This window comes from Paenibacillus sp. FSL F4-0087 (assembly GCF_038020215.1).
Lineage (GTDB): Bacteria > Bacillota > Bacilli > Paenibacillales > Paenibacillaceae > Paenibacillus > Paenibacillus taichungensis.
Map to the genome: position 1 here is coordinate 1,892,871 of NZ_JBBODJ010000001.1, position 14,143 is coordinate 1,907,013.

Genomic DNA, 14,143 nt, shown 5'->3' on the forward strand with positions numbered 1-14,143 from the left:
ATTAGGATCCTCTGAACTCTGTACGTATTTTGGGATCAAGCCAAGCCAGCAAAATATCGGAAATCAGTGTTCCGAGAACCGTCAGCAAAGCCATGATCAATAAAAAGGTTCCAGCAAGATACATGTCCTGACCGAGCAATGCATTATGCATAACTGGCCCTTGAATCGGCAGGTTCAATACGATTGCTGTAATGGTAGCGCCGGTAAAGATGGAGGACAGTGACCAGCCAAAGGTACTCACAATAGGATTCAAGGCTGCACGTGTCGGATACTTGAACAGGATTTGCATCTCTGATAAGCCCTTGGCACGGGCTGTAATGACATTCGGTTTGTTCAACTCATCGAGCATTTGTCCGCGCATGATCCGAATCAGATCCGCAGTACCCGAAAGTCCGATAACAATAACCGGAATCACCATATGCTGCATTAAGTCTTTTACCTTGTCCATGGACCACGGCGCATTCACGTATTCGTTGGAGAATAAGCCGAGCAATGGATTACCGAACCACTTATAGGAAAAGAACATGAGAATAATGGCTAACAAAAAGTTGGGCGTGGCCATTCCGATAAAGCTCAGACCGGAGAAGAAATAATCCCCCGCAGAATACTGCTTTACTGCCGTGTAGATCCCAACCGGAATCGCGATTATATAATGGAAGGCCATTGTCACCAGCGAGACGACCAGAGTCAATCCCATATACTGCTGGATCACCGCCATCACCGGTTTGTTATAGTTGAACGAGAAACCAAAGTCGCCATGCAGAATGATTTTCTTTACCCAAACGAAGTATTGTTCATAGATTGGCCGGTCGAGCCCCAGATTCGCCCGCATGTCATCCATCTCAGCCTGGGTCATGATATCGCCGGAAGCGGACATTTTGGCCGAGTATGAGGATACATAATCGCCAGGTGGCAATTGAATAATGTAGAAGACGATAAAGGAGATCACAACAACAACAGGAATGGCCAACAGGATTCGTTTTAAAATGTATTCAAACATCTATTCCTCTCCTCTGCACCGCGTGAATGATACAAAAGGAAACAATAGCAAGGATAAGTCCCCTCCTCACTATTGTTTACCTGAATGCTTCACCAGCTATTGCTTGATGAAAAATTGTGCCGGATGGCCTTGACCCAGCGAGCGATACTCATCGGACCAGATAAGATCCGTAGGGATGTTATGAATTTTATTCGAGGCTGTAATCAGCACCGGAGTTGGTCCCGCATATCCGATTACCCACTGATTCTTCTGGTGCAGCTTCACGATCTCATTGCTATACTGATTGATTTCATCCAGTGTCTTGCTTGCTTTCACTTTTTCCCAATACTCAAGGATTTTAGCAACATCCCCTTCAGGCTTGACACCTTCCTTGCCGCCAGATTGGCTGTATAGGCCGTAATGGCCGAACCATGGTGTGATAACACGGAGCGGAACCATGGTATCCGGTCTGAAGGCTACGTTGACGACGGAAATATTCTCGGTAGTCATCGGAATTTTGTTGGCATATTTCATATCAAAATGAGTGCCTCCGTCAACCACTTTCAGGTTCGTTCGCAGCCCCATATCCTCGTAGTATTTCTTAAGCAATTCAAGGAATGGTGCTGTATCGGTCGTGCTCTCAATCACCGTGAGTGTCAACTCGGAACCATCAGGGTTCAGACGGAAGTTGTCTTTATCCCGCTTGTTCAAGCCTAACTCGTCAAGAATTTGGTTAGCGCGTTCAGGATCGTATTCCGCCCATTGCTGAGCCCATCCTTCCTGATAGCCCATTACGCCTTCAGGTACGGAAGCTTGAATCGGTTCTCCCAGTCCACTGGTGACAATCTCAGACACCTGGTTACGATCCACCCCAATGGAGAGTGCTTCCCTGAACTTGATGTCCTGGAAGAGTTTGCGGAGATTTGGATCTTCCGTAGTCTGGTTTAACTGTACTCCCGCGCTGGACCAAGCTGGTTGTGTCCAAGGGATGATACGGTAGTCACCTTTTTTCTCATTCTCTTTCAGTACCGTGAAGTCTTTGGAATCAAAGATCACCAGGTTGTAATCACCGGCAAGCGTTCCAAGGACCTTTTGGCTCGGATCTTGAATCTTAGTCGCTACAATCCGGTCAATATACGGAAGCTGTTTGCCTTCTTTATCTGTTTTCCAGTAGTACGGGTTGCGCTCCATGACAAACTGATCGCCGTTAGGATCATTGGTTGGCACCCAAGCCCGAAGTGTAGGAATCTGGTAGTGCAGCCAATCCGTATACCCGGTTTCCATCAAGAATACTTTGGGATCTTCATAACCCCATTGCTTCGTAATCTCCAATGTTTTGGCATCCCCTACGAACTCGGGAAGGATGGTTTTGTGAAAGTGTGCAGGAGCAAAGAACCACTTGTTATCAATGGCCACACGTTCCAGGAAGAGCACACTTGGATATTTGTGAGTTACGGTAAACGTGTAGTCATCCACCTTCTTCACTTCAGCCAACGCTCTATCCCCGGTAACAGGGTCAACGGAATAATAAGCGTCATAGATCTTTTTGCCAAAGGTCTCTTTGGTCAACATATGCTCCCAATAAAAGAGAACATCATCCGCTGTGAAAGGAACACCGTCGGACCATTTCATGCCTTCTCGCAAATGGATGGTGAACACGGTGGAATCATCATTCACTTCATAGCTCTTGGCTACGTTTGGCTCAACCTTGTTTCCTTCCTTGTTGAAACGAAACAGCGCTTCCTCTGTCGGTTGGCCTATCCCCCACTTATCAGGAACACCAGTCCAAGGCATGTTCCAATCTCCGCCATATTGCCCGATTTCCTCGACGACCTCTTCAACCATAATGTCTTTGGAAGCTGGTAGGCGCTCAGCCAGGGCAGGCAATTTACCTTCATCGACAAGCTTTGCCAGCATCGGGGCTTCTTTGGCACTGTTGTCCGTAACAACAGGTTCTTTCACTGTTGATTCCTCATTTTCGTTGTTAGACGAAGATGCAGAGCATCCCCCTAGTATTGTCGTGATTAGGACAAGAACAATTAACAAGTTGCTTTTCCTTTTCAAGCTAAACCCCTCCACGTTTGGATTTGCCATTAACTTGCCTAAATATGCTCTGGTTGGCGCTCACCTCCCTAACGAAATAAACCCTTTATGTACATATGTAGATACAATTAAACCGGTTTAATTTTTATGTAACAGAGGTTCTCAATCGGGAAAACATCTCATAGAATTAAACCGGTTTAATTGACATATAAGAAAATGTAAACGCTTTATTTGTATATAATACATGGATGACTACATTCAAGCAATAGGGATTTTACAAAAAAATTCTGTTTTTTTTAAATTCATTTCAGAAACAGTTCCGAACAGTCCAAGTCTGCTCAAACAGCCCTTACTCACAAATCCAAGTATAGGTTCCAATTGTACTAGGATTATTATGCGATCATCAATTTTTGGTAAAATTCAACATCAATTTCTCTTATTTGCGATTTGCAGCTGTATTTAGTCGAAAGCGGAATTTGGCATCCTCGCCGTACCACATTGGGAAATTGGTGCCCCAAATATTGTTATGCAGATTAAACTGCCATCCAGATTCAAGCGAAACAAACGAATTGTCGAATTGCAGTAGCCTTCTCTGTCCAGGTGCGACCAAAGCGGAATCCAATGCTTCAATAGAGGCCTGACCATCTGTGCCTTCATAGAATACTCCCTTGTCTACAGCATGCAGATTGCGGTTGCCGTCTTTTACAACATTCAACGGAGAGATTCGTCCTCCAAGCTTGTCCATCATCCACAGATTGGGGTTATCCACCTTAAGTCCGCATCCTAACCAACTTGCCTCTGGAAGACGATTCGCTTCTTTTCCAAACCATTGCAAGCTAACCTCTACCACTCCTGCCTGTGAAAACGTATATACCAGTTCCAGTTCCTTGGGTGCTCCGTACAATTCATGACTTTCTGCTGGCATGGACAACCGGAACCAATACGTATCGCCATGAGCATTGCCTGACTTGTGCATATCGGTCACGATTGGCAAGTACACCTGATGGCTTGGCAGCGGGCGCACAAATTCAAAGCCAGGTTTGCTGAAGTCGGCATCCGCCCAAGGATGTGTCACAGGCAGGTTCTGCATATAGGTACGGAAATACCTGGCGTAATCCTCCGTCCCAAAGGTTTCATAGGCATAGGCTCCGAACGGATGCTTCGCGTCCACCCAATTCTTTTCCATCTCGTCCGTCAGCTGAATCAGTGCACCATTGTTATTGAAGGCCAGCTGGTATCCGCCACTGCTATAAACTTGATGACTTGCCGCAGATACGATGTCGGAAGAAACACTTTTAACTGGATTTAGTTGTTCAAAAGCTTGCAGCGCTTCCTTCTGCTTGTCTTCACTCAGGCACGCCACAGCCGTGTCCAAATATCCCCGCTGTTCCGCCCAAGAGCTCTCTATCATGGAATAGGTACGACGGCTCGTCTCCGAAGAGAACAGTCCGCTGGAATGACTGTCGAACTCATCCATGGCGAAGGCACCGATATATTGAAATTTTGCAGGAATATCCTCCACATCGACGTCGTTCATTTCCCGCGCCCGGTTGAAGTCAGGCTTGGCATAATTCCGGAAATCCGGAAGCCATTTCTTCACATCAAGTCCCCACGTATGCTCCACAACCAGCAACATGGCATCACTCATGCCTTTATATTCTGCGCTTGCCGAATCGATCCGGCCTTCGGTCAGCCACTTGTCTCTTAACCGCTGCAACTGGCGGAATCGGGCTATTTTAAGCGGGTCGGTACCGCCTCCGTGAATCCAAGTATCCCCGAGCTCTTCACGTACAACAGGCAATTGGTCCCGCACCTGATCAAGGTGCACTGCAAATGCATCAAGAGACGAAGCCATAATCTCTGCATCGGGGTATCTTTCCTGGATATGCTGAAATTGTTCACGAATCTCTTCTGCGCTTGGCGGTCCGCAATTGTCGCCCGTATGGGCAAACAACAAGATATGATCGATACCTTCAATTTCGACTGCCTCTCCGTAGGTGTCCGCATAATTGACAATGATCTCACTGCCATCCGCTGCCTGCCATCTGAACAGTTTAGGCACATCCGGGCGCATGGAAGCTGGATTAACTCCAAGATGCATATACCGGAGACCCGCTTCACTCATCAAAGGCACCATGGACAGGGTATGCCCGGGTACATCCGTCATTTTTGCTGCAATGGTCGTTTTGCCAAATTGTTTATCCAGGTCCAATCCGATGGACAATCCGTAGCGAAATAATGAGGGGTCCATCAGTTCGGTATGCGTTGTGAACGGTAATCCATGCCATACGATATGACCTTTGCGGATCGCCTGTTCCATGGCCTGTTTACCCTCTTCGGACGCATGATTCAGATAATGACGGATCAGCCAGGAACCCGTGGTCCATATGAATTGCTCTCGCCCTCCCTCTGCTTCCAACTGCGCGGACAAAGCGATAGCTTTGGGTACATACTCTTCCATGTACTGTTTTACGACGTTTTCCGCCAAATGCGTAAATCCGATATCCAGGTGAGTTTTAAAAACAACATGTACTTTTTTACGGTTAGTCATCGTTGTCTGAGCCTCCGTTGTTAGATTCACAGTTAGTACTGTTTACTTGAACAATAAGCATTGGAGACCCGCTTCATGTGAAAGCGAGTCCCCTCGTTAATCATCGCCTAATCTAAAATAACATCATTCGTTAATGCGCCTTTTTCCTGCGGTCCTGTTGGTCCTCCTGCAAGCAAAGGTTGACCAAAGAAGGAGCCTTGGGACGGATTTCCAAATTTATAGACAGACAAGCTGTTCGGATTACTGTAATCCCTGTCCAGCCATGATGGCCAAGCATTTCCCAGGCCATTGCCTGTTCGAGTATTCGGATAATACTGAAAAGCCTGGATATTGTTCCAGGTATCCCATGCCGTTCCCTGATTCGTCACATCAATCAATTGGGTCACGACGAGTTCCTGATAGACATGATTGCCAGGATCTTTCCACATCCCATGGGAACCAAACGCTGAATAAGCGACAGGATGTGTATTGTTTACTTTGTCCACTTCACCCCAAGAGTAGGTTGTACCGAAAGAATGCGCGCCATAGTAAACTTGAACCGGCTTCACATAGTTACTGTTCTGATCAGTGAACTTGGCCAATCTGACCGTGACCCGCTCCCAATCTCCGACATGATCTCCCACTTCCGTGCCAAACACTGTTTTCCCGAGATCATAGGGACTGAACTGGAAATATACCAGATCGACATTGTTATACTCCTTCTCCACCCAAAACGCATAGATTGGTGCATTAGCCAGATCGCCCGTAAAATACGGTAGTTTCAGGGTATATGGATTCAACTCCGTTTTGGTCTTGAATTCATACAAACCTGAACCTGGATTCACATAACGATCCACATAAGGCAGGGTGTGTTCTACCGAGGATGGAAAATAAACTTCGCCTTGGGCAAACCAGATTTTAGGAGCAAAGGTTTGCAATATTTCACGCTTGGCTGTGTCACTGTAATCGTTACCCGGAACGGCAACCGAGGTGGTGTCGAGCGGCGAGATGGCTTCAACCTTCAGGCTAGAAACCGAATCATTGATATCCCCACCAACATAGATCGCATCTGCAGTCAGAACCTTGGAGTATCCAGCGAAATTGTAGTCTTTGTACAATGTGACCTTATACCCTGGGGCTATCCGAAGTGCAGAGATGGCATCATTGCCTACTCCAGCCTTCAGTTCATCCACATTATAGCTGCCAATATCAAACTGCTGCTCAAAACCTCCATAAGGTGAATTGGAGTATGCGATAACTGGTTTATTGGGGCCTCCGATCTTCTCTACTTTCAGACTGGAGGTCGCGTCGTTAAAATCATCAAGCCATCCCGCATCGCCGGTCAGCGTTTTGGTGTCACCGGAGAAATCCTTGTCACGATACAGGGTCAATCGATATCCCGGAGCTACCTTTACCGAAGATATTTTGTCGTTACCAACCACATTAAGCTGATTCACATTGAACTGGCCAACCCCAAACGGTTGGGAGCTGCCTCCAAAATCTCCATCCTGGTAAACCGTTACGGCATTGTCCTCTGCCGCCTGCGCGGGCTGCGCCAGTGGAAAGAAAAGAGATACTGCCAAGAACGAAGCTGCAAGCAAGGATTTGATTGTCATATTCGGGCTCCTCTTCGAATAATGATTTCGTTTATTGCCAACGTTCGTACGTTCATTTCTTTTGGCTCTGCAGGTCATTTCCCAGGATGTATGGTAGCGCTTTCCGGAAAATCCTCCCTTCATCCTTGAAAGATATGTGGCATACCTTCACACTAATATATGTCATTGACATATACAATGATATAAATGTAAATTTTTCTCCAAATAAACTTCATATAACTACTATTATTTACAATATTTTTTCATAAAACGGTGAGATACATAACAAATTGTGTATTATAGAGTTTGAATTGGATAACAACCATCGTATGTCACTGACATATAAAAAAACCTTCCTTATCATTAAAACGAGATAAGGAAGGCTTGAATTGGCTTAAATAACGCGGAACCAGATCGACATTTATTGATTAAGATTACGTACGGAGCTTCGTTCGATGATGGTTGTGTTTACCTTGATGGATAACGCCCCTTCTCGGGAATTCTCCATACGTTTGCACAGCAAATTCACTGCTGCCTGTCCAAGCTTCTCTGTGGTTTGCCTTGCCGTAGTCAGTGGCACGGGCAGTAGACTCGCCAACTGGATGTCGGAAAAACCAATGATGGACAGTTCCTCGGGTACCTGCTTTTGGATGGATAAGGCCGTGTACAAACAAGAAGTCGCGATATAATCATCCGCACAAACTACGGCTGTCATTGCAGGATTACTTTGAATGAAATCCTTGAGTTGCAGATTCGCTCCATTCAGGTTGAGCATGTAATCCTCTGCGCAATCCAGGCAAATATTACGACCGTTGACGGGAAGTGCATAGTCCAGCATGGCCTGTACATAGCCTTTATAGCGGTCCTCGCGGCTCGTCACTCCATCAAACGGCATAGAGATATACCCAATTTCCCGATGTCCTCTATTGATCAAATATTCCGTCAAGTTGTAGGCTCCCTGATAATGGTCATGATACACACAATCAATATTGACCTCACGAAAGATTCGATCGATGATCACCAATGGATAATTCAGCAGATTAAGCTCCAACACCTTTTCACTGCAGCGTGTTCGTCCCCTTGGAAACAGAATAATTCCATCGATTCCTTCCTCGTACAATTCTTGTAGGCAGAAACTCTCATCCTCTTTATCCGTAGTGATCCGAATGAGCAGCTGGCACCCGGATTTACGTGCTTCCTGCTCAACGGATGCTATAATTCTGGCTACATAATCATCCATATTGGGGAACAACAGAGCAATTTTTCGCTTCATAAGCTTCTTGTCTGTAGTTACATTCCCCGATAATGACTCCTTACCCGGGCCGCCCAAATAATCACCCGACACAAATGTCCCCCGCCGCGCCAACCGATAGACAATGCCTTGTTTCTCCAAAATTTGCAGCGCAAGCTTGGCTGTCATACGGCTGACAGAATACAGTTTGGCGAGCTCACCTTCTGATGGCACGGGATCATGTGGCTGCAATTTCCGGTTACGGATTTCTTCCATCACCAAATCGGCAGTTTGCAAGTACAACAACGGCTTCCGATGTGGTTCCTCCATATGAACACCTACCCCAGTTCCGGATTTTACGATCATTCTATCATTTTCTCATGTAAAAAAGTAAAAATAACCCGTGAGCAGAAGGTTGAATGACATTCTATCCTTCTGCTCACGGGCATACAAGCAAACATTTTATTTATTTGACTTCGGCATTTAGCCGTTCAATAAGTTCAAGCAGCTCCAGCGGTTCACCGACTGTGTGAGTCGGACGTTCTGTCTCATCCACCGGCTCATGGGGATAACGCGGCGTCCAACTCTGAAAGATGCTGGTGATGCCAAGTGCGTTGGCTCCCTTCATATCACGACTCAGGTTATTGCCAATCATCACTGTTCTTGAAAAATCCCCTTCGGACAAATCAAGGGCACCAATGGCTGCCTTAAACATCCGCGGGCTTGGCTTGCTGGCTTTAATGTTTTCCGAAATAATCATTGCGCTAAAATAATCATGAAGTCCATGCTGCTTAAATACGTTCTTGAAGGATTGTGCATCGCCGTCAGCAACCAGGGCCAGCGTGTACCCTCTTTCATGAAGCTTCTGAATCGTGATGTCCGCACCCGGAATCAAATCCGCACTCAGAACAATTCCCTCTTCGTCCCGAATCTCGGTCGATTCATCAACAATGGTATCGCCGCTGTCAAAAAAGATAATTAACTTTTTGTCGTCCATGTTCGTTATGACCGTCCTCTTCATTCAATTGGTGAAACGAATTGCCGGTTTCCACTTGACCATGTAATCCAACATTGATGTTTTAATAAAAGGTATAGCGCTTAATCTAATGTTACAATGGAGATGAATAAAAAATCAATCATTATTTCGTTGCGCTTATGCAGAGGCCTGATTTAAGCTCAATCATCTTTGCTGATAAAGTAATGAGGATCATTTGGCCGGTAGTTGGAGGGGCTGCTGGTGACCAAACTGCTTTGCTTTCACTGTCATCGCTTTATCCAGCCTTGCTCTTAATCCACTCATCCACTCCGGCTCATTTGCCCATTGTTCTGCCCCAGATCGAAGCACACGTACATAACCGTACAGATTGGCAAAACGACGACATGCCGGAAACATCGACTCCATATCATAGGCGTCTCCTGCTTCCTTCCAGTACCCTTGCAAGAATATTCGCTTCTTCTGCTCCCATTCATCCGGCTGAATTTCATCCCGTAAACTATCCAGACTCTGCTCCACATCCATTGCGTACCAGTGGTACATGGCGTCATCGAAGTCAATGGCGTAACAGGAATGACTCTCCTCGTCATAGAAGACATTATCCAGTTCAAAATCATAATGAATTAACCCGAAGTTCTGCTGTGTAACGGGCCAATTTGCAAAATAATTCCGGAGAACTTCCACCTCATTGAGCGCCGCATTCTCGCCAGGGAACTCCCCCAGAACGTCCTTCATCCAATCCAGTACATCGGTATACGTCCAGCGTTTTGCCTGTGTGTGTGTGTATTCACGAGATAAACGATGCAGCTTACCCAATGCCTCACCCAAGCTGTACACGATCTGGTCATTTATATCGATACTGCCCATCTGGTTACCAGGAACTCGTTTGAATACGGAGGCATAATACGTTCCCCAAGGCGTATGAGCCTCTACCAGCTCTTTTCCCGCATGAGAAGGTACAGCTTCCATGACACCATATTGGTTTAGTTTAAGATAGGTCAGGAACTCCAGGTCCGCTGCAAGATTGGTTTGATTTTTCTCCTCTACAGGGGCAAAACGAAGTAAGTGAACCTTTCCTTGATCCCGGAACGGGTACACGGCATTGGAGGATATACGATAATACTGGAACATGTCCAGTGACTCCGGATCGTAACTCCAGTTTTTCAAAATCATCTCGGCGAGATCGTTATTGTGGAATAAATATTTAAGTTTTAACATGGGCATATCTCCTTAGTGGTCGTTTAATATAGAACGCTTTAAGCGTTCCGAATCCTATTTTTGCGCGCAAAAAGCCGCAGGCTATGCCTGCGGCTTTAAAAATTCTGGATACACGGGTTTACTTGCATAAGCAAATAAACCTCGTGCATACCAGGAAAAATGAGCAGTTATATCCCTATATGTCGGCAGACTTCAGATCGTCACATTAGCAGACTCCAAATGCTTCGCCATGTGTCCGTTGCTCTGCCGGATCTATTCAGTTCGTAATCACCTTAATTGTTGTAGTAACGCTTTGCATCATCTTAGCCCGTCGTTTCATGACGCTCACTCCTTCCGAGAAACAAGTTATTTCCATAATACTCCATCAAGTGATGATAGGCAATGAATATCAAGACTGTGTAACAACCATTCGTTCTACGGTCTCGGTATTCTCCTTATACCAAACCATAACGACATCTCCCTCCTTCAGGTCAGACACCTGAAGGGATGAATTAGCATTTTGGTTGTTGCCTGGGGCACCCATGCCTTCCGTGATATCCACATCCTCATTGATGTCCAACTTCATTTCAATGCCCGTATCTTTCATTTCCATGCTTCCGCCTCTGGAGGCGCCTGGTTGTCTTCCATTTCCATTAGTCGAGCCTGTGGAAGAGTTATCCTCCACCTCAAGCAACGAGATCGTGACGGTACTCCCTGTGGCAGAAATCACTTTGCCTGTAAGATCGGCATTCATCATCCCCCGCATATCGTCCTGACCGCCTGTTCTGCCATTCATCCCTTGCCCTCCGCCCCTCTGTGCTCCTCCATTCATGCCCGGGCCACCGCCATTCATCATTCCGCCACCGTTCATGCCTTGTGCAGAACCGGTATTCGTAATGTTCTGGGCAGTAATAACATCACAAGCAGAGAGCAAAACTGAGCAGGTCAGCAGCAAGAGCATAGCCGATATGAGATAACCATTTTTTCGCATACGGATCACCCTTTTCTCAGGGAAGGACGTTCCCAGCCAAGTTTTCTATGAAACATGAAATTATACGCATCTTTAAATCCCGTGTACGACAATACAATCAGCAGCGGATATACGGGGTAGATATACCTCGATTTAATCTCCCACAGAATATAGAACCCGATAAATCCGAGAATAACTAGAATCAAAGAGACTTCGTCATACCGCTTTCCACGAATTGCACCGACCAAACGAATGAAAATAAAACAGTACATCATGAAATTCATCACATAAACGATCCAAAGCACCCCCGTCCGGTAGACGGAATCTCCCTTGAATAAGTCTGTTACCGCATTGGTATAACTGTAGGAGCCGGCAATTCCGCCACCTCTTCCTCCTCCCATACCCGAGGAGCTTTCGTTGCCGATGCCATATCTATCCATTTGGTAGGTCCCTTCGGTCCAGGCCCAAATGATCTTTTTGTAATACATCTGGGCCAAGTCACTTAAGCTAGCTTCCGACAGCTTGCGTTCAATCTCCTGTTTGTACAGTGCTGTACTTTCAGCTTTATTATAGTTGGCTTCTCTTTGATAAATCTGGTAGCTCTCCATGTTGTCCCAGAAGCCGAATCGTTCCAAATTAATACCCATGTTCAACCACATATAGACCGGTGCTGAATTTCCCCCAACAGGCTCACTTACAGCACCTGAAGATTTCAAGACCGAATTCTGAGTCCACCCTGGGACGTTAAACAACATAGCCAGTACGAAGATGGAGACAATCATTTTCTTGAATCCAATACTTCGCATATTCAGCAGGATGGTTAATATAGCAGCAATCAGGACAATTACGCCAATACTTCGGAAGTAGTTGCCAATCGCGAGCAGAATGGCGGCAATGACGATCGTCTGCCAAGACTTTTCACGTATAAACCGAATCAAAAAGTATAAACAAGACGTCAGAAATGCCGTAGCAATTACATCGTTATAGATCAGGTTGTTCAGGAACAGAGTTGGAAGATACGTGGCTGCAAAGATTAGAACCCCGTAATCACGTTCTTCGGACTTATGATTTAACTGTTTATAAATGAGATAAATCATTAATGTCGTTACCGTTGCAAACAAAATATTGAACAGCTTGATTACCAGATAATTATCCGGGAACAGGTACAGCAATGTCTTTAGGTACAAAACGGTAGAAAAGTTGAACGGGAACATGTGCAGATATCCACCCGTTTCGAACGAGGAATAATCCTGATCGTAAAGCATGTTCATCGCGAGTGAAAGCACGGTCTGTGAATCATCCGTAGGCACTCGTGGAAACACGAAGATAATTATAATTTGAATGGCCAGAGAACATAGCAGCACCACCGGAATGACAACCTTTGGACTGTATTGGTTCAGCTTCAGGCAAAGGCGGTATAACACGACACCCGATCCTAGAAGCAAAGCAATCACCGGGATAAAAATACTCCACTGCTGCGTATCCAGAATCGGATTATCCCCATACAAGGTGTAGTTGTACTGCGCCCGGACAAACAGGGATGAAACGATAAACACGCCGACTAAAACAAGCAGAATGAGATAAAGCGACTTATGGATCACCTTAGACATGCCAAAACTCCTTTTCCAGTACAGGATTCGGGAATAGTATAATGTCTCTACCTGAAAAAAGGCTGAATTCAGAGTTGTGCTCAAAAATGCTCATATAGACAACAAGGAATATGAGGATACCTCATCGAATAAGAAAAATATGTTCATAGTTAGATATCCCTCATGCACAAAGGAGAACTGAAAATGAGAAAACTCGTTCTATTTCTTCACGCATCGCTTGACGGTTTTGTAGAAGGGCCGAATGGTGAAATGGACATTGGCTGGGTTTCCTACGATGCTGATTTGGAGAAACACGCGAAAGAAATTCTGAGTACTGCCGACACTGTCCTTTGGGGGCGTGGGACTTATCAGATGATGCACAGTTACTGGCCATCTGTGCCTTCGGACCCGTCAGCTTCGCAACATGAACGGGATCATGCTGAGTGGATCGAAAAGACAGCCAAAATCGTTTTTTCCACGACGTTGGAGAAAGTCGAATGGAATAATTCAAGACTCGTGAAAGAAGATATCGAGGAAGAGATCAATAACCTCAAACAGCAGCCAGGCAAAGATATGGTCATCCTCGGCAGTCCTAGGTTCGCACACCACCTTATGCAGCTTGATTTAATTGATGAGTATAAAATTACGGTTTCTCCCGTACTGATCGGTAAGGGATTGCCATTATTCCATGGCATCAAGGAGAAGATCAATCTTAAGCTAATTGAAAATAAGACCTTTGATTCTGGAGCCATAGGTCTCGTTTACCAGACGGTAAGATGACCTTGTCACTTAAGGGGAGACAATCGCTAAATAACCGCCTTTTCACAAAGGCGGTTTTCTTATGGTCACAAATCAATATTAGAATTTAACATAGCTATTTTTTTTCGGGATGCCCTGTGACAGTGTTTGAAGCAATCATGTTGATGCTTACCTTCGGTACGCTCATCATTGCCATTCTGTCCGATAAACGCAAATAGACCGCCCCCATAGCAAAGGATCGCGGTCTATTTCATCG

Annotated in this window: 11 protein-coding genes; 2 read left to right on the top strand and 9 right to left on the bottom strand. The window is 45.6% G+C overall.

The window, feature by feature from the left end; translation table 11 throughout:
• Position 1: 1 nt before the first annotated feature.
• From MHB84_RS08900 to MHB84_RS08940, 9 genes are all read right to left on the bottom strand, one after another.
• Complete coding sequence (locus MHB84_RS08900; protein WP_024631276.1) at positions 2–1,000, bottom strand: ABC transporter permease; 999 nt, start codon at positions 998–1,000, stop codon at positions 2–4.
• Between the two features lie 96 nt (positions 1,001–1,096).
• Positions 1,097–3,043 (bottom strand): ABC transporter substrate-binding protein, encoded by a 1,947-nt coding sequence (locus MHB84_RS08905; RefSeq protein WP_240343067.1) that lies wholly within the window; start codon positions 3,041–3,043, stop codon positions 1,097–1,099.
• Positions 3,044–3,458: 415 nt separating this feature from the next.
• Positions 3,459–5,573: a DUF5054 domain-containing protein gene (locus tag MHB84_RS08910; protein ID WP_076291657.1), complete on the bottom strand. Its 2,115-nt coding sequence runs from the start codon at positions 5,571–5,573 to the stop codon at positions 3,459–3,461.
• Between the two features lie 107 nt (positions 5,574–5,680).
• The gene (locus MHB84_RS08915; protein WP_076291656.1) at positions 5,681–7,168 is read right to left on the bottom strand and encodes a Vps62-related protein; all 1,488 of its coding nucleotides are present in this window, start codon (positions 7,166–7,168) and stop codon (positions 5,681–5,683) included.
• A 400-nt stretch (positions 7,169–7,568) separates the two neighbouring features.
• The gene (locus MHB84_RS08920) at positions 7,569–8,744 is read right to left on the bottom strand and encodes a GntR family transcriptional regulator (protein WP_256716922.1); all 1,176 of its coding nucleotides are present in this window, start codon (positions 8,742–8,744) and stop codon (positions 7,569–7,571) included.
• A 100-nt stretch (positions 8,745–8,844) separates the two neighbouring features.
• Entirely contained in the window at positions 8,845–9,399 is a 555-nt protein-coding gene (locus MHB84_RS08925) for an HAD-IA family hydrolase (protein ID WP_205524863.1), read from the bottom strand.
• Positions 9,400–9,585: 186 nt separating this feature from the next.
• Positions 9,586–10,590, bottom strand: coding sequence for a phosphotransferase enzyme family protein (locus MHB84_RS08930; RefSeq protein WP_076291654.1), 1,005 nt, complete (start codon positions 10,588–10,590; stop codon positions 9,586–9,588).
• A gap of 388 nt (positions 10,591–10,978) precedes the next feature.
• On the bottom strand, positions 10,979–11,560 hold the full coding sequence (locus MHB84_RS08935) for a hypothetical protein (protein ID WP_076291653.1): 582 nt from the start codon (positions 11,558–11,560) through the stop codon (positions 10,979–10,981).
• A gap of 5 nt (positions 11,561–11,565) precedes the next feature.
• The gene (locus MHB84_RS08940; RefSeq protein WP_076291652.1) at positions 11,566–13,149 is read right to left on the bottom strand and encodes a glycosyltransferase family 39 protein; all 1,584 of its coding nucleotides are present in this window, start codon (positions 13,147–13,149) and stop codon (positions 11,566–11,568) included.
• A 183-nt stretch (positions 13,150–13,332) separates the two neighbouring features.
• On the opposite strand from MHB84_RS08940, the gene MHB84_RS08945 reads away from it, so the two are divergent.
• Positions 13,333–13,908 carry a dihydrofolate reductase family protein gene (locus tag MHB84_RS08945; protein ID WP_076291651.1) on the top strand — a complete coding sequence of 192 codons (576 nt, stop codon included), beginning with the start codon at positions 13,333–13,335 and terminating at the stop codon, positions 13,906–13,908.
• A 122-nt stretch (positions 13,909–14,030) separates the two neighbouring features.
• A complete protein-coding gene (locus tag MHB84_RS31360) occupies positions 14,031–14,105 on the top strand; it encodes a putative holin-like toxin (protein WP_433956462.1) in 75 nt (24 codons plus the stop codon).
• Positions 14,106–14,143: the final 38 nt, after the last annotated feature.

Bases quoted from the DNA above. Each gene is read 5' to 3' on its own strand.
- MHB84_RS08915 (WP_076291656.1), bottom strand. From the start codon at position 7,168: ATGACAATCAAATCCTTGCTTGCAGCTTCGTTCTTGGCAGTATCTCTT.
- MHB84_RS08940 (WP_076291652.1), bottom strand. From the start codon at position 13,149: ATGTCTAAGGTGATCCATAAGTCGCTTTATCTCATTCTGCTTGTTTTA.
- MHB84_RS08935 (WP_076291653.1), bottom strand. From the start codon at position 11,560: ATGCGAAAAAATGGTTATCTCATATCGGCTATGCTCTTGCTGCTGACC.
- MHB84_RS08945 (WP_076291651.1), top strand. From the start codon at position 13,333: ATGAGAAAACTCGTTCTATTTCTTCACGCATCGCTTGACGGTTTTGTA.
- MHB84_RS08900 (WP_024631276.1), bottom strand. From the start codon at position 1,000: ATGTTTGAATACATTTTAAAACGAATCCTGTTGGCCATTCCTGTTGTT.
- MHB84_RS08920 (WP_256716922.1), bottom strand. From the start codon at position 8,744: ATGATCGTAAAATCCGGAACTGGGGTAGGTGTTCATATGGAGGAACCA.
- MHB84_RS08910 (WP_076291657.1), bottom strand. From the start codon at position 5,573: ATGACTAACCGTAAAAAAGTACATGTTGTTTTTAAAACTCACCTGGAT.
- MHB84_RS08930 (WP_076291654.1), bottom strand. From the start codon at position 10,590: ATGTTAAAACTTAAATATTTATTCCACAATAACGATCTCGCCGAGATG.
- MHB84_RS08925 (WP_205524863.1), bottom strand. From the start codon at position 9,399: ATGAAGAGGACGGTCATAACGAACATGGACGACAAAAAGTTAATTATC.